The 20,027-nt window shown below is 68.9% G+C and carries 12 protein-coding genes; 1 reads left to right on the top strand and 11 read right to left on the bottom strand.

The window, feature by feature from the left end:
- Positions 1-9: 9 nt before the first annotated feature.
- Positions 10-6,765, bottom strand: coding sequence for an autotransporter-associated beta strand repeat-containing protein (locus ACAM42_RS13415; RefSeq protein WP_369632289.1), 6,756 nt, complete (start codon positions 6,763-6,765; stop codon positions 10-12).
- Between the two features lie 186 nt (positions 6,766-6,951).
- On the opposite strand from ACAM42_RS13415, the gene ACAM42_RS13410 reads away from it, so the two are divergent.
- The gene (locus tag ACAM42_RS13410) at positions 6,952-7,542 is read left to right on the top strand and encodes a GbsR/MarR family transcriptional regulator (RefSeq protein ID WP_139703802.1); all 591 of its coding nucleotides are present in this window, start codon (positions 6,952-6,954) and stop codon (positions 7,540-7,542) included.
- Positions 7,543-7,584: 42 nt separating this feature from the next.
- On the opposite strand, the gene cydX is transcribed toward ACAM42_RS13410, so the two are convergent.
- The 10 genes from cydX to ACAM42_RS13360 all read right to left on the bottom strand — a co-directional run bounded on the left by cydX (position 7,585) and on the right by ACAM42_RS13360 (position 19,919).
- Entirely contained in the window at positions 7,585-7,734 is a 150-nt protein-coding gene (gene cydX / locus ACAM42_RS13405; protein ID WP_062475789.1) for a cytochrome bd-I oxidase subunit CydX, read from the bottom strand.
- An 18-nt stretch (positions 7,735-7,752) separates the two neighbouring features.
- Positions 7,753-8,907, bottom strand: coding sequence for a cytochrome d ubiquinol oxidase subunit II (cydB, locus tag ACAM42_RS13400; RefSeq protein WP_159277448.1), 1,155 nt, complete (start codon positions 8,905-8,907; stop codon positions 7,753-7,755).
- Complete coding sequence (locus ACAM42_RS13395) at positions 8,904-10,523, bottom strand: cytochrome ubiquinol oxidase subunit I (RefSeq protein WP_095744809.1); 1,620 nt, start codon at positions 10,521-10,523, stop codon at positions 8,904-8,906. The genes cydB and ACAM42_RS13395 overlap by 4 nt, the downstream gene beginning before the upstream one ends.
- 53 nt (positions 10,524-10,576) lie before the next feature.
- Positions 10,577-12,289 carry a thiol reductant ABC exporter subunit CydC gene (gene cydC, locus ACAM42_RS13390; RefSeq protein WP_369632288.1) on the bottom strand — a complete coding sequence of 571 codons (1,713 nt, stop codon included), beginning with the start codon at positions 12,287-12,289 and terminating at the stop codon, positions 10,577-10,579.
- Positions 12,286-13,983: a thiol reductant ABC exporter subunit CydD gene (gene cydD, locus ACAM42_RS13385; protein WP_369632287.1), complete on the bottom strand. Its 1,698-nt coding sequence runs from the start codon at positions 13,981-13,983 to the stop codon at positions 12,286-12,288. Before cydD ends, cydC begins: the two co-directional genes overlap by 4 nt.
- A gap of 156 nt (positions 13,984-14,139) precedes the next feature.
- Entirely contained in the window at positions 14,140-15,306 is a 1,167-nt protein-coding gene (locus ACAM42_RS13380) for an acyltransferase family protein (protein ID WP_369632286.1), read from the bottom strand.
- A complete protein-coding gene (locus ACAM42_RS13375) occupies positions 15,303-16,265 on the bottom strand; it encodes a nitronate monooxygenase family protein (protein WP_062482679.1) in 963 nt (320 codons plus the stop codon). Before ACAM42_RS13375 ends, ACAM42_RS13380 begins: the two co-directional genes overlap by 4 nt.
- Before the next feature lie 80 nt (positions 16,266-16,345).
- The gene (locus ACAM42_RS13370; RefSeq protein ID WP_062482680.1) at positions 16,346-18,136 is read right to left on the bottom strand and encodes an acyl-CoA dehydrogenase; all 1,791 of its coding nucleotides are present in this window, start codon (positions 18,134-18,136) and stop codon (positions 16,346-16,348) included.
- Between the two features lie 87 nt (positions 18,137-18,223).
- Positions 18,224-19,156: an electron transfer flavoprotein subunit alpha/FixB family protein gene (locus ACAM42_RS13365; protein ID WP_095744806.1), complete on the bottom strand. Its 933-nt coding sequence runs from the start codon at positions 19,154-19,156 to the stop codon at positions 18,224-18,226.
- Between the two features lie 13 nt (positions 19,157-19,169).
- Positions 19,170-19,919, bottom strand: coding sequence for an electron transfer flavoprotein subunit beta/FixA family protein (locus tag ACAM42_RS13360; RefSeq protein ID WP_369631195.1), 750 nt, complete (start codon positions 19,917-19,919; stop codon positions 19,170-19,172).
- Positions 19,920-20,027: the final 108 nt, after the last annotated feature.

The raw sequence follows: 20,027 nt of genomic DNA, 5'->3' as shown, positions 1-20,027 counted from the left end.
GCTACCCGCCTACCACTTGACCCGCACGCCGAGCGAGCCGTTGATCGAGCTCTTCACCTTGGCATCGCCGCCCGACGACCACAGCTTGCCGACTTCGCCGTACAGGCTGGTCGCCTGGCTCAGGGCCAGCGTGAAGCCACCCGCGAGTTCGGTGCTGGTGCCGCCGGTCGGCGCCGCGATGTCGGTCGTGGTCGCGCCGTTCACGAAGCGTGCGATGTCGGTGCCGCTCGAGGTCTTGTAGACGTTGACGCGGCCGTAGGGCTGCAGCACGCCCAGGCCGGTGTCGATCTGGCCCTTGACCCGCACGCCTGCGCGGGCGATCCAGCCGCTGTCGGCTTGGGGCTGCGCGATGGCACCAACGATGGCCGAGTTGCCCAGGTCCATGTGGTGATGGATCAGCTGCAGCTGCGGCTCGACGCGCCAGCCGCTGCCGCCGATCGCGAAGGACTGACCCACTTCGATCGAGCCCAGCAGGCTGTTCCCCTTGCCGCCCACGCCCGCGCCGAGCATCGGCTCGACCGTGTAGCGGTGACGGCCCGACTGCACCACGGCATCGGCGTAGAAGCCGCTGTCGGCGGTGTAGGTGCCGTACACGCCGACGTACTGGCTGCGCAGGTCGTTGCGGCCCACCGCGAGGTTGCGGATGCCGCTGGCAAAGCCGCTCACGCGGGCATCGCCGTCGAGCTGGCCGACGTACAGGCCAGCGCGCCAGTTCGGCGTGGCGAGCAGGTCGGTGCCGGCCTGGAAGCCGGTGAGGCGGCCCTTGCTGGTGGGCGAGACGGTGCCGCCCTGCTGGATGTCGATGTCGGTGGAGAGCACGCGGGCCCAGGCGCGGCGGTCGGAGCCGGTCGGTGTGCTTGCGGCGCCCTTCACGTCGTCGTCGCCCACCCGCTTGCGCACATCGCCGAGCATCGCGAGGTTGCCCTGGCGCAGCTGGCTCGGCAGTGCCGCGTAGAGCGCAGCCTCCTGTCGGTAAGTGACGACGGGCAGGCCCACCGGTTGACCCGGCGCCACCGCGTCGGTGGTGGAGCGCAGGTACCAGCTCTCGCCCGCGCCCTTCGCATCGGCGGCATGCAGGCGGTACTCGTAGGCGCCTGCGTCGACGTGGCCGCCGGCCAGCGAGAAGGCGTCCTTGGTGGTCTGCGCGGTGGTGGTCGCGCCGTTCTGTGCGGTGATGACCTCGATGCCGTTGCCACTCGTGAGTGCGCCCAGGCCGCCGAGGTTGCCGATCTGCACCTGGGTCTTGCCGCTGGCGATTGCGGTGGGGCCATCGAGCACGAGGCGGTCCGAGGGACCGGTGCCGTTGAGCGTCGTGCTCAGCTTGAGCACGCCGTTCGTGCCGACGTAGGCGCCCTTGACTGTCAGCGTGGTGCCTGCGGTCACGCCGGCCAGCGACACAGTGCCGCTGTTGGCCAATGACGCGACGGTCTGGTTGAAGCCCGCCAGGTCGAGCGTGGCACCTGTGGCCACGCTGTGTGCCGAAGCCGCGCTCAGCGTGTTCACCGCGCCGGCCTTCAACGTGCCCTGCGCCACGTTCGTCGCACCGGTGTAGGTGTTGGCGCCCGACAACGTCAGCGTGCCGGTGCCCTGCTTGGTGATGAAGCCGCCGCCGCTGATCGCACCGCTCAGCGTGCCGCTGAACGCACCGGTGTCGATGACCGGGTCGTTGTTGCCCGTCAGCTTGATGGTGTTGGCGATCGTGAGGCCGTTCGCGCTGAAGCCCAGCGTGGTGTCGTCGTCCATCGACAGTGTGCCGGTGCCCAGCGCCTGGCTGTGGCCCACGTTCAGGCGGCCTTGGCGCAAGGCCGTTCCGCCGGTGTGGGTGTTCTCGCCCGACAAGGTGAGCGCGCCCGTGCCGACCTTGACGAGCGAGCCACCGACGCCGGAGATCACGCCCGAGATTTCCGTGTCGGTATTCAGGGCGCCCGTTGTCAACGCCTTGGCGCCAAGCAGCACGCGGCCCGCCCCTTCCAATGCGCCGATGCTCGTTCCAGCACCAGCGAGCCGGGCGATGCGAACCGTGCCGCCCGCCTTGTTCACCACGCGCGCCTGAGCGGCCGTCGCGTCGTGCTGCATGTCCAACGTGCCGTTGCTCTCATTGACGATCGTCGCCTGTCCGGCCGATCCGTTGTCCCAGAGGTAGGTCCAGCCGCCGGCGAAGTTGGTGATGTGGGCCTTGCCTGCGGTGGCATCGGACGAGACGGTGACTTCGCCACCGCGGTTCTCGATGGTGGCGTTGGCGGCGGTCGCGTTGCCGCGGAATTCGATCGAGCCGGTGGCGCCCGCGACGAGCATCGCGCTGCCGGCCGAGGCGTTGTCCTGGAACTGGACGAAGCCGCCGCTGGCCTGCGGAACATTGCCCGCCGTGATCTGCAGGCTTTCCGCTTGCGCACTGCCGCTGAAGATCAAACCAGCACCGCCGCTCACCGACACCGGGCCGGTTCCGACCGCGCCTGTCACGCCCACATTCAAGCTGCCGCCGTCGACCTGCGTGCCGCCCTTGTAGCTGTTGGCCGCCGTGAGCAGCAGCTCGCCGCCGCCGATCTTGCGCAGGCTGCCCGCGCCGCTCATCGTGCCCGTGAAGCTGCCGCTGGCCACCTGGTCGAAGGCCACCTGGGCGTTGTTGACGATGGGGCCTCGCAGACTGGTCGTGTCGCCCTGCAACGTGCCGGCGCGCACGAGCGTTCCGCCGGTGTAGGTGTTGGCGCCCTGGAGGACCAGCGTGCCCAGGTCGTCCTTCGTGAGGCCGCCCGCGCCGCTCAGCACCGACGCGATGGTGGCCTGCATCTGCGCTCCCGAGGCCGTGCCGTCGCCGACCTTGATGACGGTGTTGGCGTTGCCGAGCGTCAGCGCGTCGCCGGTGACGAGATAGCCACTGGTGGAGAACTGCGCGCCGTCGATGCTGATGGCGCCGCCCGTGTTGTCCACCCGGACCGTGCCGGCCGCGCCGCCGAACAGCGCGAACTGGTTTTGCTGCCAGCCGGTGTTGGTCTTGCCGTTGGCGCCGGTCCAGCTGTCGGACGGGTCGTTGAGCTTGGAGTTGCCGATGCGCCAGGTGCCGGAGCCGCCGCCGATCTTGCCGTCGTTGTACTGGGTGGCGTCGCCGCCCGCGCCGTCCCAGAAGCCGAGCGACACGCCCTTGCTGTTGATCAGGTTGATCTCGCCGAGCACCGACGACTGCACGTACAGGTCGCCCGTGGCCGTTCCCGCGGGCGTGGTGCCGATGTTCAGGCCGTTGTCGACCAGCGAGCCGGTGTAGCTGATCAGGCGGTACAGGCCGGGCCCGAAGGTGCCGCCGGCCGATTGCGCCACGTTGAGCGTGCCGTCGAGCACGAGGCCGCCGTTGACCTTGACGAGGTCGTTGAGCGGACCGCCGACCGTGCCCGCCTGGCCCAGCTCGTAGCTCAGGAAGGCGCCCGGGTCGAAGCGCAGCATGCCGGTGGTCAGCGTGCCGAGGTTGCTGCCCGGTGCGAGCGTCGCGCCGTTGGCGATGGTGACCTGGCCCGCGATGCTGCCGCCGCCGCTGAGCGTGGCGCCGTTCTTGACCTGCACCGTGCTCGTGCCCGTGGCGCTGCCGGTGGTGCTGTTCACGCGCAGCGTGCCGGCGTTGACCTCGGTCGCGCCGGTGTAGGTGCTGGCGCCCGTCAGTTCCAGCACACCCGTGCCGTTCTTGGACAGGGTGCCGGAGCCGCTGATGACGCCTGCGTAGCTCAGCTCGCCCGCGCGGTCGAAGACCAGGTCGCCGTCGTTGCTGATGTTCCCCGTGATGCTGCCGGTGGTGCCACCCGCGCCGATCTGCAGGATGTTGCCGACCACGACGGTGGTGGTGCCGGTGAAGGTGTTGTCGCCGGTCAGCGTCAGCTTGCGCGCGCCCTTCTGCAGGAGGCTGCCGGTGCCGCTGATGTTGCCGGCGAAGGTGGTGTCGGCGCTGCGGTTGAACACCAGCGCGGCATTGTTGGCAATGCTGCCGAGGATGCTGCCGCTGTCGCGGATCTCCAGGGTGCCGCTGTCGATGGTCGTGCCGCCGGTATGCGAGGCATTGCCGGTGTAGACCAGCGTGCCCGCGCCGGTCTTCGTCACGTTGCCGCTGCCGGTGATGTTGCCCGCGAAGGCCGCATCGTTCGATCGGTTGAAGACCAGTGCCGCGTTGTTGCTGACGTTGCCGGTGATGCTGCCGACGGTGCCGCCATTGCCGATCTGCAGGGTGCCGCCGTCGATGGTGGTGCCACCGGCGTGCGTGGCGCTGCCGGTGTAGACCAGCGTACCCGTGCCGGTCTTCGTCACGCCGCCGACGCCGCTGATGTGGCCCGCGAAAGCGATGCCGTTGGCGCGGTTGAAGACCAGCGCCGCGTGGTTGGTGACGTCGCCGGTGATGCTGCCGTTGTTGCCGCCGCTGCCGATCTGCAAGGTGCCCGCGCTGACCGTCGTGCCGCCGGTGTAGGTGTTCGAGCCCGAGAGCGTCAAGGTGCCCGAGCCCTCCTTGACCAGCGAGCCCGTGCCGTCGATGCTGCCTGCAAACGTGGTACTGGCGTTGGCCGACCCGACAGTCAGGGTGGCGCTGCCCAGCTGAACGGTGCCTGCGGTGCCCGACAGGCTCGATGCACGCAGGTTGAAGCTGCCCAGGTCCAGCACGCCGCCAAGCACGGTGTACGCCGTGTTCTGCGACAGGGCCGATGCGGCGCCGGAGCGCAGCGTGCCGCCGCGAACGGTGGTGCCGCCCTGGTAGGTGTTGTTGCCCGCGAGCGTGACCGCGCCGGTGCCCCATTTCGTCACGTCGCCCGAGCCGCTGATGGCGCCGGAGAAGGTGCTGCTGTCGGTGCGGTCGAAAGCCAACGTGCCGTTGTTGACCACGTTGCCGATGAGGCTGCCGCCGTCGCCGATCTGCAGCGTCCCCGCGCTGATGGTCGTGCCGCCGGTGTAGGTGCTGGCGCCCGTCAGGGTCAGCGTGCCCGCCGTCGTCTTCACGAGTTGGCCCGTGCCGGTGATCGCACCGGAGAACGCGCCGGACTCTACCGTCGTGGTCTGGGTCGGGCCGTTACCGGTCCGGGTGTTCAGCGTTCCGGCGCCCTGCAGGTTGCGGAGGGTGACATTAGAGCCGTTCAGGTCGAGCGTGGCGCCGGTGTCCACCGTGGTGGAAGCCACGTTGGACAAGAAGAAACCAAGGAAAATGACGTCTGCCGCCTGCAGCGTGCCGCCGGCCACGACGATCGCGGCATCCGAAGAGAGGCTGCCGCCGGCGCCGCCGCCCACGCGGATGGTGCCGTTTTCAGTGACGCTGCCAAAGACGGCTGTCGCCCCGCCGTCCAGGTGCAGGTCGCCGCCGATGCCGAAGACCTGGCCACTGGCGGCGGCCACTGTACTGCGCTCACCGCCGGCGAAGCTCAGGCGATTGGTCAGGCGCAGGCTCGAGGTGACGGCCAGCTTGCCGCCGTCGAGCGTGACCGTACCGGCGCCGAGCGCACCGGCCGTGCCGATCTGCACCGTGGTACCTGTCTTGATCGTGGTTCCGCCGGCGTACGCGTTGGGACCGCCCAGCGCCAGCGTGCCGCCGCCGTCGACCGTGAGGCTGCCGACGCCGGAGATGAAGCCGTTCATCGCCAACTGCGCGGGCGTCGCGCCGCTGCCGTCGACGGTGATCGCGAGATTGCCCGCGGGCAGGAATGTGCCGGCCAGCCTCCAGTTGCTGCCGCTGGCGGCGTGGATGCGCGAGAAGCCCTGGAACGCGTCGTCCTCGATGTTCGTCCCCTCTAGGCGCAGCGTGTTGCCCGTGCCCTGGGCGACCACGCCGCCGTTGAGCACGGAGCCTGCCTGGAGCGTGAGCGAGTTGTTGCTGCCGCCCAGCTGGAGCGAATTGGCGCGGGTCACCCCGTCGCCTGCGAGTCCACCGGAAATGATGCCGCTGTTGACGATGGTGAGATTGCTGCCGACGATGCCCGCGCCGCCCTGCGCATACGCACCCAGTTGCGTTCCGCCCTGCGCGCCGCCTTCACCGTTGCCGCCGGCACCGCCATAGACCGTCACGTTCGCAATCGGATGGGTCCCTCGGGCGGCCAAGCCCTTGCCGCCGTTGCCGCCCGCGATCGAGCCGGCGTTGGTGATCGTCACGCCGCCCACAGGCACCACCAGCACGCCCGCGCCGCCGCCGCCGCCAGTCCCCTTCAGGGACGAAGTGCCTGTGAACGCATCGCCGCCGTTGCCGCCATCGCCGCCGAGGAGCGCCCCCGTCGTCTTGACTTCGAACGATTGGGTGGCGAGCACACTGCCACCACCGCCGCCGCCTGCACCGCCAGGGTCTATTGAGCCGGCGTAGCCGCCAGTCCCCCCGTTGCCGCCGCTACCGGCCTTGATCAAGGTGGTGACAGGCGCGGCGCCGGTCCGGGCGGAACCGCCGCCGCCGCCGCCACTGCCGTCGAGCCTGTCCGGGTTGTTGCCGCTCGACGCCGCAGCCCCGTTCGTTCCGTTGGCACCGAGGGCGCCCCCGGCGGCACCCGCGGCGGACTGATCGCCCTGCCCCCCATGACCGCCTTCACCGGTCGTGCTGCTGCCCGCCGCGTAGCCTGCGCCATAGCTGCCGTTGACAAGGAAACCCCCTCCGCCCCCATCGCCCCCCGCGAACGACGCCGCGGCCAGCATCAGCAGAGACGCCACGCCCGCCGCCCGCGCCACCGCCCGGCGGCTCTTCTTGCCGCGGGCGTGGGTGTTCTCGGAAACAGCCACCCAGGCCCCCAACGACGAGTTCCAGAGGCTGCGATGTGCTTTGTTCATGGGGAGAAAAACCTTGAAATGGGAGGCCGGATGCACCAGAAATGGGCAAACCGTCAGGAAACGTTTATTTTTGTAAATAATTTGTTTCTCACCCATCACCGAAACTAGTTATTCATGCACCCCGCCGCCTTGCTGGGTTTTCGGAAACTTCCGTACGTCCAGCAATCCGGCGCGACAATCCGCCGCATGGCTTCCGCACCCGACCTCCCTCCCCTCAACCGCCAGTTCGTCGCCCACTTCGGCGAGATGGGCAGCAAGTGGGGCATCAACCGCACCGTCGGGCAGATCTACGCGTTGATCTTCCTGTCGGAGCGCGCGCTCAATGCCGACGAGATCGCCGAGATGCTGGAGTTCTCGCGCTCCAACGTGAGCATGGGCCTGAAGGAGCTGCAAGCCTGGCGCCTCGTGCACCTGCGCCACCACGCGGGCGACCGCCGCGAGTATTTCGAGGCGCCGAAGGACGTGTGGGAAATCTTCCGCGTGCTGGCCGAGGAGCGCCGGCGCCGCGAGATCGAGCCCACGCTCTCGATGCTGCGCAACGCGCTGCTCGAATCGCCCACCAGCGACGCCGAGCGCCACGCGCAGGCCCGCATGCGCGAGATGCACGACCTGATCGACCGGCTGATGAAGTGGTTCGACGACGTGCAGCGCCTGGCGCCCGAGACCGCCATGCAGCTCATGGGCATGGGCGCGACGGTGACGAAGGTGCTGACGCTCAAGGACCGCCTCACGGGCGGTGCGTCGAAGAAGAGCAAGGGCCCCGCGGGCGAAACCTGAGTCGCGCCGCGAGGCTGAGGGAACGGACGGGGCGCTACGCCCTCACAGCCGTTCCTGCCCCTGCGGGGTTTCCGGCGTGCCGAGCTTTTCCTTGCGGATGGCCTCGTCGTCCATCAGCTCGTACCACATGGCGTTGAGCACGGCGAAGGCGGCGGCCAGCGGCAGGCCGAGGATCCAGGCGAAGTACCACATGTCTTTTTCCTTCCCGTTTCAGTAGGCGTGTCCGCTCTCGTCGCGGATGGCTTGTTCGTCGACCTTGCCCCACAGCACGTGGTAGACCCAGGTGGTGTAGGCCACGATGATCGGGATGAAGATCGCGGTGACCACCAGCATGATGAACAGCGTCAGGTGGCTCGACGACGAATCCCACACCGTGAGGCTGGCGCGCGGGTCGATCGACGAGGGCAGGATGAACGGGAACATCGACGCGCCCACGCTCAGGATGATGCCGGCGATGCCCAGCGCCGCGGCCAGCAACGCGAATCCCGGCCGGCGCAGCACCAGCCCGAGCAGTGCGCCCAGCGTGCCGACGAAGCCCGCCGCCGGCGCGGCGATGGTCCAGGGGTGCGCCGCGTAGTTGCCCATCCAGGCACCGGCATGCAGCTCGACGGTCTTGAGCATCGGGTTCGACGGGCCCACCGCATCGACCACGCTGCTGATGCGAAAGCCCCCGATGCCCATCGCCAGCCACACGCCGGCCAGCGCGTAGAACACGAGCGTGAGCACGGCCGCGACCATGCCGTAGCTGCGCGCGCGCTCGGCCACCGGCCCGGCGGTCTTGAGCAGCAGCCAGGCCGCGCCGTGCATCACCAGCATCGCCACCGACACCAGCCCGCAGAGGATGGCGAAGGGGTTCAGCAGGCCGAAGAAGCTGCCGTCGTAGAAGATGTGCATGTCGGCGCCGAAGCGGAACGGCACGCCCTGCAGCACGTTGCCCACGGCCACGCCGCAGATCAGCGCGGGCACGAAGCCGCTGAAGAACAGCACGCCATCCCAGCGCGCGCGCCACTGCGGCGACTCGCGCTTGCTGCGGAACTTGAAGGCCACCGGCCGCAAGATCAGCGCCGACAAGATCACGAACATCGCCAGGTAGAAGCCCGAGAACGACACGGCGTACAGCTGCGGCCAGGCCGCAAAGACGGCGCCGCCGCCCAGGATGAGCCACACCTGGTTGCCCTCCCACACCGGGCCCACGCTGTTGATGACCACGCGCCGTTCGATGTCGTTGCGCGCCGCAAAGGGCAGCAGCATGCCGGCGCCCAGGTCGAAACCGTCGGTCACCGCGAAGCCGACCAGCAGCACGCCGATCAGCAGCCACCAGATGAAGCGCAGGGTGTCGTAGTCGAGGAGTGTGTGGAGGATCATGCGGCGCTCCCGGTCGAGGCAGAAGAGGAAGACGTGGCGGCACGCGCCGGTGGAATGTGCGAGCGCGCATCGCCCTCGGTGGGCGCATGCTCGACCTCGGGCCCCTTGCGGATGGCCTTGAGCATCAGCTTCATCTCGATGATGAGCAGCGTGGTGTAGATCGCGATGAAACCCGCGAGCGTGATCAGCAGTGTCGTCACGCCCAGGTTCGACACGGCCACCGCGGTCGGCAGCACGCCCTCGATCACCCAGGGCTGGCGGCCGAACTCCGCCACCAGCCAGCCGGATTCGATCGCGATCCACGGCAGCGGAATCGCCCACACCGCGACCTTCAGCAGCCAGCGGTGGCGGTCGAGCGCACGGCGCGCCGACAGCACGAAGAAGGTGCCGGTCAGCAGGATCAGCAGCATGCCGATGCCCACCATCACGCGGAACAGCCAGAACAGCGGTGCCACCTGCGGCACGGTGTCCCACGCAGCCTTGGCGATCTGCTCGTCGGTGGCCTGGCGCGGGTCGTCCACGTAGCGCTTGAGCAGCAGCGCGTAGCCCATGTTGATGCCGTTGTCCTCGAAGTCGCCGCGCACGCCCTGCGTGACCTTGTCGGTGCCGCCGGCCTCGCGGATCTTCTGCAGCGCGTCGTAGGCCTTCAGGCCCTCGCGGATGCGGGCCTCGGCGCGCTTCACGAGCTCGTCGATGCCGGGCATCACGGTGTTGAGCGAGCGCGTGCCGATCAGGCCCATCACCGCCGGGATGTGGATCGCGTAGTGCGTCTCGCGCGCCTTCTGGTCGGGGAAGCCGATCACGGTGAAGGCGGCGGGCGCGGGCTGCGTCTCCCACATGCCTTCGATGGCGGCCAACTTCATCTTCTGGTGTTCGCCCGAGAGGTAGCCGCTCTCGTCGCCGAGCACGGCCACCGACAGCGCGGCAGCCAGGCCGAAGGACGCAGCCACGGTCATCGAGCGCTTGGCCAGTTCGATGTGGCGGCCCTTGAGCAGGTACCACGCCGACACGCCGAGCACGAACACCGCAGCGCACACATAGCCGGCCGACACGGTGTGCACGAACTTGGCCTGCGCCACCGGGTTGGTCAGCACGGCGGCGAAGTCGGTCACTTCCATGCGCATGGTCGCCGGGTTGAAGGCCGCGCCGACGGGGTTCTGCATCCAGCCGTTGGCGATGAGGATCCACAGCGCCGAGAAGTTGGAGCCGATGGCCACGGCCCAGGTGGCCGTGAGGTGGCCCACCTTGGAGAGCTTGTCCCAGCCGAAGAAGAACAGGCCCACGAAGGTCGCTTCCATGAAGAAAGCCATGAGCCCTTCGATGGCCAGCGGCGCGCCGAAGATGTCGCCGACGTAGTGGCTGTAGTAGCTCCAGTTCATGCCGAACTGGAACTCCATCACGATGCCGGTGGCCACGCCCATCGCGAAGTTGATGCCGAACAGCACGCCCCAGAACTTGGTCATGTCGCGCCAGATGACGCGCCCGGTCATCACGTAGACCGTCTCCATGATGGCCAGGATGATCGACAGTCCGAGCGTGAGCGGCACGAACAGGAAGTGGTACAGCGCCGTCACGGCGAACTGCAGGCGCGAGAGCGCGACGATGTCAAGGTCCATGGGGGCTTCCTTTATGTGTTCTCTGTTCGTTCGTTGCTCGGTCGGTCAGCTCGTCAATCGGGGCGCAGGCCGCGCAGCGCGGCCTCGAAGGCCTCCGTGCCACGGCGCAGGTCGGCGACGATGCGGCCCTGTGCCATGCACACGAGGCGGTCGGCCAGCGCGGCTTCGCGGCGCAGGTGCGTGGCGATCAGCAGCGTGCGCGGGCCGGCCTGCTGCGCCAGGCGCTGCAGCACGTCGTGCGCGGTGGCGGCGTCCAGCGCCTCGGTCGGTTCGTCGAGCAGCCACAGCGGCACGGGCCGCAACAGCAGCCGCGCGAGCGCGAGCCGGCGCGACTGCCCGCCCGAGAGGCCGAGGCCGCCTTCGCCCAGGCGCGTGTCGAGGCCGGTGGCCAGCGCGCGCACGTCGGCATCGAGGCCGGCGGCGTGCAGCACGGACCACAGGCGCTCGTCGCTGGCTTGGGGATCAGCAAGGCGAAGGTTGTCGCGCAGGCTGTCCTGGAAGAGTTCGGTGCGCTGGGTCAGCAGGCAGGCCGGCTGCGCCTGCACCTGGCCGGCGCGCGGCGTGAGGTCGCCGGCGATCACGGAGAGCAGCGTGGACTTGCCTGCCCCGCTGGCGCCGACCAGCGCGACACGTTCACCGGCGTTCAGGTGCAGCGACACGCCGCTGAGCACTTCGACGAGGCTGCCGGGGTGCATGACGGTGAGTTGGTCGACCTGCACGGCCGCCGTTTGCGCGGTGCGATGGGGGCGCGCGCCCTCCTCCACTGAAGGGTCCAGCCGTGGTGCCAACCGACGCACGGCAAGCCAGGTACGCCCGGCGTCGAGCGCGCCACGCCGCAGCGCCGCGAACGGCTCGGTGGCAGTGAGCGCGATCAGCAACGCGAGCGCCGCGCCGGGGGCGCCGATGACGCCTTCGCTCACCAGCGCGCCGACAGCCAACAGCACGCCGACCAGCGTCAGCGTGCCCGCGCTGCCGTAGGCGAAACCGGCCGCGGCTTCGAGCTTGTTCAGCGCCAGGTCGGCCTGCGCGAGGTGCGCGTCGGCATTCATGAGCGCGGCGCGCTGGGCGTCGAGCCGGCCTGCCATCGCGAGGTCGGCCTGGCCTGCGACCAGGTCCACGGCCCGTGCGCGCAGCGCTTCCACGGCATGGGCGCGCTGCCGCGCCGGCTGCCGCGCACGCCGCGCGATGAGGAACGCCAGCCCCCAGCCGACGGCGCAGAGCCAGAGCGCGATCGCCACGCCCATCCCCACATGCATGAAGCCGAGCACGATGCCCGCCAGCAGCGCCGCGCCCAACGCCGCAGCGGCGGGCACGAACAGGCGCAGGTAGAGCGACTCGAGCGCGTCGATGTCGGACGTGAGCCGGAACAGCAGCCGCGCCGGCCGCATCAGCAGGTCGCGCGCGGCCTCGGGGCGGGCCCAGCCGCGGAACAGCCGCACGCGCAGTTCGGCGAGCACGGCGAAGGTGGCGTCGTGCGTGACCAGCCGCTCGCCGTAGCGCGACCCCGTGCGCCCGAGCGCCAGCAGCCGGATGCCGGCCGAGGGCATGAAGACATCGAAGGTGAAGGCCGTGGCCGCATGCAGGCCCGCGAGCGCGGTCGCGGTGATGAACCAGCCCGACAGGCCCAGAAGCGCCATGCCCGCGAGCACGGTGACGGCCGCGAGCAGGCAGCCCAGCAGCAACGCGCGCGGCTGGGTCGCGAGGAAGGGACGCAGCACGAGGCGCAGGTCGCGCCAGCGCGGGGAATGGGCGGCGTGGCGGCTCATGCGGCCTTCTCCACCAGCGGCTCGGGGCCGAGGTTCACCGTGCGGTCCATGCGCGCGGCCAGCACCGGGTCGTGGGTCGAGACGATCAGCGTCCGGCCGCGGGCGAGCGTCACCAGTGCGTCGGCCACGCGTGCGGCGGTGGCGGTATCGAGGTGGGCCGTGGGCTCATCGGCCAGGATCAGGTCGGCATGCGGATGCACCGCGACGCGCGCCAGCGCCAGCCGCACGGCCTCGCCGCCCGACAGGCCGCTGCCGCCCTCGCCCAGCGCGGTGCCGGGGTGGGCCTGCGCCACGTCGTCGAGCGCCGCAAAACGCATCGCCTCGGCCACTTCGGGCGCGCCGATGTCGGCGCGGCCCAGCGCCACGTTGGCTTCGACCGATCCGGCGAAGACGTGGGGCTTCTGCCCCATCCACGCCGTGCGTTGGCGCAATGCGGCGGCCGTGTGTTCGGTGAGCGGCACGCCGCCGATGGCAATCTCGCCGCGCGTGGCCGGCATCAACCCGGCCAGCAGCGAGAGCAGCGCGGTCTTGCCCGATCCGCTGGGGCCGGCCAGCGCGATGTGCTCGCCGGCGCCGATGCGCAATTCATAGCCATCGAAGAGCGGCGTCGACTCGCCGGGCCAGGAGAAGTGCAGCCCATGGACCGTCACCGCAGGCGCAGCCCCTGCCCCGGCGGCGCCAGTCGCTGCGCGCGTGACCGCGACACCCGCGCCGGGCAACGGCAGCGCGCCGCCTTGCAGGTCGTCGAGCGCCTGCAGTGCCGCCTCGCCCGCCGCGCGGTCGTGCCAGACCGCCGACAGCTCGCGCAGCGGCTCGAAGAAGGCCGGCGCCAGCAACAGCACGAACAGGCCTTCGCCCAGGCTGAGCTGCTGGCCCCAGGCGCCGAAGCCGAGCGAGCCCAGCAGATGGAAACCGATGTAGACCGCGACCAGCGCCACGCCCAGCGCGGAGAACAGCTCCAGCACGGCCGACGACAGGAACGCGATGCGCAGCACCGCCATCGTGCGCTGGCGCAGCGACTGGGCGGAGGCGCCGAGCCGGTCGGCCGTGGCGTCGACCGCGTCGAGCGCGCGCAGCGTGGCCAGGCCGCGCAGGCGGTCGAGCAGGAAGGCGTTCATGCCGCCCATCTCGACCATCTGCGCCTCGCTGGCCGCCTTGGCGCGCCAGCCGACGATGGCCATGAAGATCGGAATCAGCGGCGCCGCCACCAGCAGCACCAGCGCCGCAGCCCACGAGAACCAGGCCACGGCCGCGAGCAGGAAGAGCGGCACCACCGTCGCGCGCCAGCGCGCGGGCTGGTAGCGCACGAGGTACGGCACCAGCGCCTCGGCCTGTTCGGCGAGCACGCTGGCCGCGAGACCGGAGGGCGCACGTTCGCGGTCCAGCGGCGAACCGGCCGCCAATGCGGCTGCGGTCTGCGCGCGCAAGGCCGTCAATTGCGCCCGCGCGCGCCCGAAGGTGCGGCGCACGCCCCAGGCTTCGCAGCCCGCGCGCAGCAGGCCGAGCAAGAGGATGCCCACCGCCGGCCACAGCACGGCGGCCATGCCCTCGCGGCTGGCCAAGCCCTGGACCGCCATCGCCAGCAGCGCCGCCTGCGGCAGCCACGCGAGCGCCGCGACGCCTTGCACCACGCTGCCGATGTCGGGCGACGTGAAAGCCTTCAACGGCGATCGTGGCGGCGATGGTTCTGTCATTCCTTGAGTTTGTGTATTTTCAGTATTTACTGAAAGATTCACAATCATACACAACAGGGGCAGTTCGCGCAGACTGCCCGCTCTGAAGCCCGAAGGCAACAGATTTGCAAAGGAATGGGAAGAAAAAGGGCCGCACCCCGGCGGGTGCGGCGCGCTTCAGTACGACACGATGAGGCCGCTGACGAGCAATGCGGCAAAAAGTGTGCAGACGCTGCGCAGCGACGCCGGCCGGGCTTCGACCCCGCGGTACAGCAGCACCGCGGCGCCCACCGACAGGCCGAAGGTCGCGACCATGCCCAGCAGGTCGACCCATGGCCCGTGCGGCCCCAGGCCCGCCACCAGCGCGTTCACGGCGAGCAGCACCGGGAAATGGATCAGGAACAGCGAGTACGAAATGCGCCCCAACTGCTGCAACGGCACGGCCGCCGCGGGCCAGTGGGCGGGCGACAGCCACTGCCGGCGCTGCGCCACCGCGATCAACAGCGCGGTCACCAGCGCGATGGCGATGCGGCTGCGCCAGTCGATGGCAAGCGCGCCCGCCCCCACCAGCGCCAGCAGCGCAACGGCGCTGCACCATGTGCTGGTGCGCGTGGCGCGGCCGACCCAGAAGGCCAGCATGCCGAGCCCGTAGGCGCCGAAGAAATAGAACGCCGTTTCGTCCAGCCGCGCCTGCCGGTTGAACAGCGCGAGCGACGCCACGGCCACGATGAACACCAGCGCCACCGGCGCCCAGCGCGCGGCCGAAGTGGGTTGTCGCAGCACGGCGGGCAGCCCGACCAGTGCGAGCGCGAGTGCGAACAGCTGGAAGTCGATGGCCACATACCAGACACCGGTCGACAACGACTCGTAGTTCAGCAGGTCCTGCAGCAGCAGCCCGTGCGCCAGCAGCTGACCGAGGCTCGGCTCTGCCGGCACCACCTCTTCACCCAGCCATGGCCGCGCCACCTCGGCCACCAGCACGCAGACCGTGAGCGCCGCAAGGTACGGCATGACCAGCCGGCCATAGCGCTGGAAGATCCGCGAGAGCGGCCGGTCCACGCGCAGCACGCCGTCGGGCGCCAGGCTCGCCGTGGCCAGGAAGCCGGCGATCACGAGAAAGACCTGCACCGCGAGCCGACCGTCGTTCGCCAGCCAGCCGAAGAAATCGGGCGCCAGCACCTGCGCGCCGGCCGGCATCGGGCCGTAGCGCGCCAGGTGATGCCCCACGATCAGCGCACAGGCCAGGCCCTTGACCACGTCGAGCAGCGGCATGCGCCCCTGCCGCGCGGGCCCGCCACCACCGCTCGCAGCGGAGGTCGATGCCGGTGCGTGCGAACCGTTCAAAGTGCCAATCGCTGTCGTGCTTCCTGGTACTCGCGCTTGAGCTTCTCGATGAAGGCGCCTGCGCTCGCCACTTCGGTGATCGCGCCGATGCCCTGGCCCGAGCCCCAGATGTCTTTCCAGGCCTTGGCCTTGCTGCCTTCGCCGCCGCCGAAGTTCATGGTCGTCACGTCGCCTTCGGGCAGGTTGGCCGGGTCCATGCCGGCCTTGACGATGCTGGGCGCCAGGTAGTTACCGTGCACGCCGGTGAACAGGCTCGAGTAGACGATGTCGTCCGAGTTGCCGTCCACGATGGCCTGCTTGTACTCCTCGCTCGCGCGCGCCTCTTCGGTCGCGATGAAGGCGGTGCCGATGTAGGCGAAGTCGGCGCCCATGGCCTGCGCCGCGAGCACCGCGCCGCCGGAGGCGATGGAGCCCGACAGCGCGATCGGGCCGTCGAACCACTGGCGGATTTCCTGCACCAGCGCGAACGGGCTCTTCACGCCCGCATGGCCGCCGGCACCGGCCGCCACGGCGATGATGCCGTCGGCGCCCTTCTCGATCGCCTTCTGCGCGAACTTGTTGTTGATGATGTCGTGCAAGGTCACGCCGCCGTAGCTGTGCACCGCGTCGTTCACGTCGGTGCGCGCGCCCAACGAGGTGATCACGATCGGCACCTTGTACTTCACGACCATCTCCATGTCGTGTTCCAGGCGGTCGTTGCTCTTGTGCACGATCTGGTTGATGGCGAAGGGTGCGGCCGGCTTGTCCGGGTTGGCCTTGTTGTAGGCCGCCAGCTCCTCGGTGATCTCGATCAGCCACTCTTCGAGCTGGGCGGCCGGGCGGGCGTTGAGCGCCGGCATCGAGCCGACCACGCCGGCCTTGCATTGCGCGATCACGAGCTTGGGGTTGCTGATGATGAACAGCGGCGAGCCGATGATCGGCAGCGGGAGGTTCGCGAGAACAGAAGGCAGCTTGGACATGTCGTCTCCGGGAAGGGGTTCGGTTTTATAAGAGCAAGGGGCCGCTGCCGCCCGTCAGATGGGCGACAGCGGCGTGTGCGTCAGAACGCTTCGAGCGCCAGCGCCGTGACGCTCTCGGCGCCTTCGACGATGCTGTCGCGGATGCCCGGCACCTTGTTCAGGATGTGCTCGGCATAGAAGCGCGCGGTGGCGATCTTGGCCTGCATGAAGGCGACGTCGACGTTGTGCGAGGCCTGGTCCTGCGCCACGATCAGCGAGCGCGCGAGCTGCCAGCCGGCCACGAGGTTGCCCGCGAGCATCAGGTACGGCACGCTGCCCGAGAACACGGCGTTGGGCGAGGCCTTGGTCTGGCCGGCGACGAAGTCGACCACGTCGATGAACGCGAGGCGCGCAGCGGTCAGACGCTTGAGGACGGCTGCGGCCGCAGCGCTGTCGCTCTTGGCAAGTTCGGCTTCGGTCTTCTCGATCTGCGCCGCGATCGCCTTGGCGGTCTGGCCGCCGTCGCGTGCGGTCTTGCGGCCCACGAGGTCGTTGGCCTGGATCGCGGTGGTGCCTTCGTAGATCGTGAGGATCTTCGCGTCGCGGTAGTACTGCGCCGCGCCGGTCTCTTCGATGAAGCCCATGCCGCCGTGCACCTGCACGCCCAGCGAGGTCACTTCGAGGCTCATCTCGGTGCTGTAGCCCTTCACGAGCGGCACCATGAATTCGTAGAAGGCCTGGTTCTGCTTGCGCGCATCCGCATCGGGATGGTGGTGCGCGGCGTCGTAGGCGGCGGCGGCCACCGAGGCCATCGCGCGGCAGCCTTCGGTGTAGGCACGCATCGTCATCAGCATGCGCTTCACATCCGGGTGGTGAATGATGGGCGCGCTGGCGTTGATCGAGCCATCGACCGGGCGGCTCTGCACGCGGTCCTTGGCGTAGGCCACGGCGTGCTGGTAGGCACGCTCGGCGATCGCGATGCCCTGCATGCCCACGGCGTAGCGGGCCGAGTTCATCATGATGAACATGTACTCGAGGCCACGGTTCTCCTGGCCCACGAGGTAACCGACGGCGCCGCCGTGGTCGCCGTACTGCAGCACGGCGGTCGGCGAGGCCTTGATGCCCATCTTGTGCTCGATGCTCACGCAGTGCACGTCGTTGCGCGCGCCCAGCGAACCGTCGGCGTTGACCATGAACTTCGGCACCACGAACAGGCTGATGCCCTTCACGCCCTCGGGCGCGCCGGTCACGCGGGCCAGCACGAGGTGCACGATGTTCTCGGCCATGTCGTGCTCACCGTAGGTGATGAAGATCTTGGTGCCGAACACCTTGTAGGTGCCGTCGGGCTGCGGCTCGGCGCGGCTGCGCACCATGGCCAGGTCGCTGCCAGCCTGCGGCTCGGTGAGGTTCATCGTGCCGGTCCACTGGCCGCTCACGAGCTTTTCGAGATACACCGCCTTGAGCTCGTCGGAGCCGGCCGTGAGCAGCGCCTCGATGGCGCCGTCGCTCAAGAGCGGGCACAGCGCGAAGCTCATGTTGGCCGAGTTGAGCATTTCGCCGCAGGCCGCGCCGATGGTCTTGGGCAGGCCCTGGCCGCCGAAGTCCGCCGGATGCTGCAGGCCCTGCCAGCCGCCCGACACGTACTGCGCGAAGGCGTCCTTGAAGCCCTTGCTGGTGGTGACTTCGCCGTCCTTGAACGACGAGGGGTTGCGGTCGCCTTCGACGTTCAGCGGCGCCACCACGTCCTGGTTGAAGCGCGCGCACTCTTCGAGCACGGCCTGTGCGGTTTCGAGGCCGGCGTCTTCGAAGCCGGGCAGCTTGGCGATCTCGCCGATGTTGGCCAGGTGTTCGATGTCGAACAGCATGTCCTTGAGGGGGGCGGTGTAGCTCATGTCTTCTCTCCAGGGGCCGCGGTGGGGGGCGGCAGATGTAAAAAAGGCATCGCGAACGATGCCTTCTGGCTCAATGCGTTGAAGCGATCAGAGCGCCTTCACGAGTTCCGGCACGGCCGTGAACAGGTCGGCCACGAGGCCGTAGTCGGCCACCGAGAAGATCGGGGCTTCTTCATCCTTGTTGATCGCGACGATGACCTTCGAGTCCTTCATGCCGGCCAAGTGCTGGATCGCGCCCGAGATGCCCGCGGCGATGTACAGCTGCGGCGCGACGATCTTGCCGGTCTGGCCCACTTGCCAGTCGTTCGGGGCGTAGCCTGCGTCCACTGCGGCGCGGCTGGCGCCCAGGCCGGCGTTGAGCTTGTCGGCCAGCGGCGTCATCACTTCGTTGAACTTCTCAGCGCTGCCGAGAGCCCGGCCACCGGAGACGATGATCTTGGCGGCGGTCAGTTCGGGGCGGTCGCTCTTGGTGACTTCACGGCCGACGAAGGCGCTCTTGCCGCTGTCGGCCACGCCTTCAGCGGTTTCAACGGTGGCGCTGCCACCGGTGGCGGCTGCGGCGTCGAAGCCGGTCGTGCGCACGGTGATCACCTTGGTGGCGTCGGTGCTTTGCACGGTGGCGATGGCGTTGCCGGCGTAGATCGGGCGCTCGAAGGTGTCGGGGCTATCGACCTTCGTGATGTCGCTGATCTGCGCCACATCGAGCTTGGCAGCCACGCGCGGTGCGACGTTCTTGCCGTTGGCGGTCGAGGGGAACAGGATGTGGCTGTAGTTGCCGGCGATCGCCAGCACTTGTGCGGCGACGTTCTCGGCGAGGTTCTCGGCCAGCGATGCGCTGTCGGCAGCGATCACCTTGGACACGCCGGCGATCTGCGCGGCGGCCTTGGCGGCTTCGGCGGCGTTGGCACCGGCCACGAGGATGTGGACGTCGCCACCGCAAGCCAAGGCTGCAGTCACGGTGTTGAGGGTGGCCGGCTTGATGCTGGCGTGGTCGTGTTCGGCAATGACGAGTGCGGTCATGTTCGTTTCTTCCTCAGATCACTTTGGCTTCGTTCTTGAGCTTGTCCACCAGGGTGGCAACGTCGGGCACCTTGATGCCTGCGCCACGCTTCGGGGGCTCGCTGACCTTCAGGGTCTTCAGGCGGGGCTTCACATCCACGCCCAGGTCTTCGGGCTTGAAGGTGTCCAGCTGCTTCTTCTTGGCCTTCATGATGTTGGGCAAGGTGACGTAGCGCGGCTCGTTCAGGCGCAGGTCGGTCGTGATGACCGCGGGCAGCGTGAGCGTGAGGGTTTCCATGCCGCCGTCGACTTCACGTGCGACGGTGACCTTGTCGGCTGCGAGGTCGACCTTCGAGGCGAAGGTGGCTTGCGGCAGGTCGGCCAAGGCAGCCAGCATCTGGCCCGTTTGATTGGCGTCGTCATCGATGGCTTGCTTGCCCAGGATGATCAACTGGGGCTGTTCCTTGTCGACCAGCGCCTTCAGCAGCTTGGCCACAGCCAGCGGCTGCAGTTCTTCGGTGGTCTCGACCAGGATGCCGCGATCGGCGCCGATGGCCATCGCGGTGCGCAGGGTTTCCTGGCACTTGGCATCGCCGCAGGAGACGGCGATGACTTCGGTCACGATGCCCTTTTCCTTCAGCCGCACCGCTTCTTCGACAGCGATCTCGTCGAAGGGGTTCATGCTCATCTTGACGTTGGCAATGTCCACCCCGGTGCCGTCGCTCTTGACGCGCACCTTCACGTTGTAATCGACGACCCGTTTGACAGGCACAAGAACCTTCATTGACTTGACTCCATTGGATTGCAAAAAGGGGGGCTTCGAGAGCAGCCTGCCATTTTAGGACGCCGGCCTTGGCTGCCTCTCCATTCTTCTTGTCGGCCTCGAGGGCTC

Source organism: Variovorax sp. V35, assembly GCF_041154465.1.
Taxonomy (GTDB): Bacteria; Pseudomonadota; Gammaproteobacteria; order Burkholderiales; family Burkholderiaceae_C; genus Variovorax; species Variovorax boronicumulans.
This window is presented reverse-complemented; position numbering and strand designations above follow the sequence as displayed.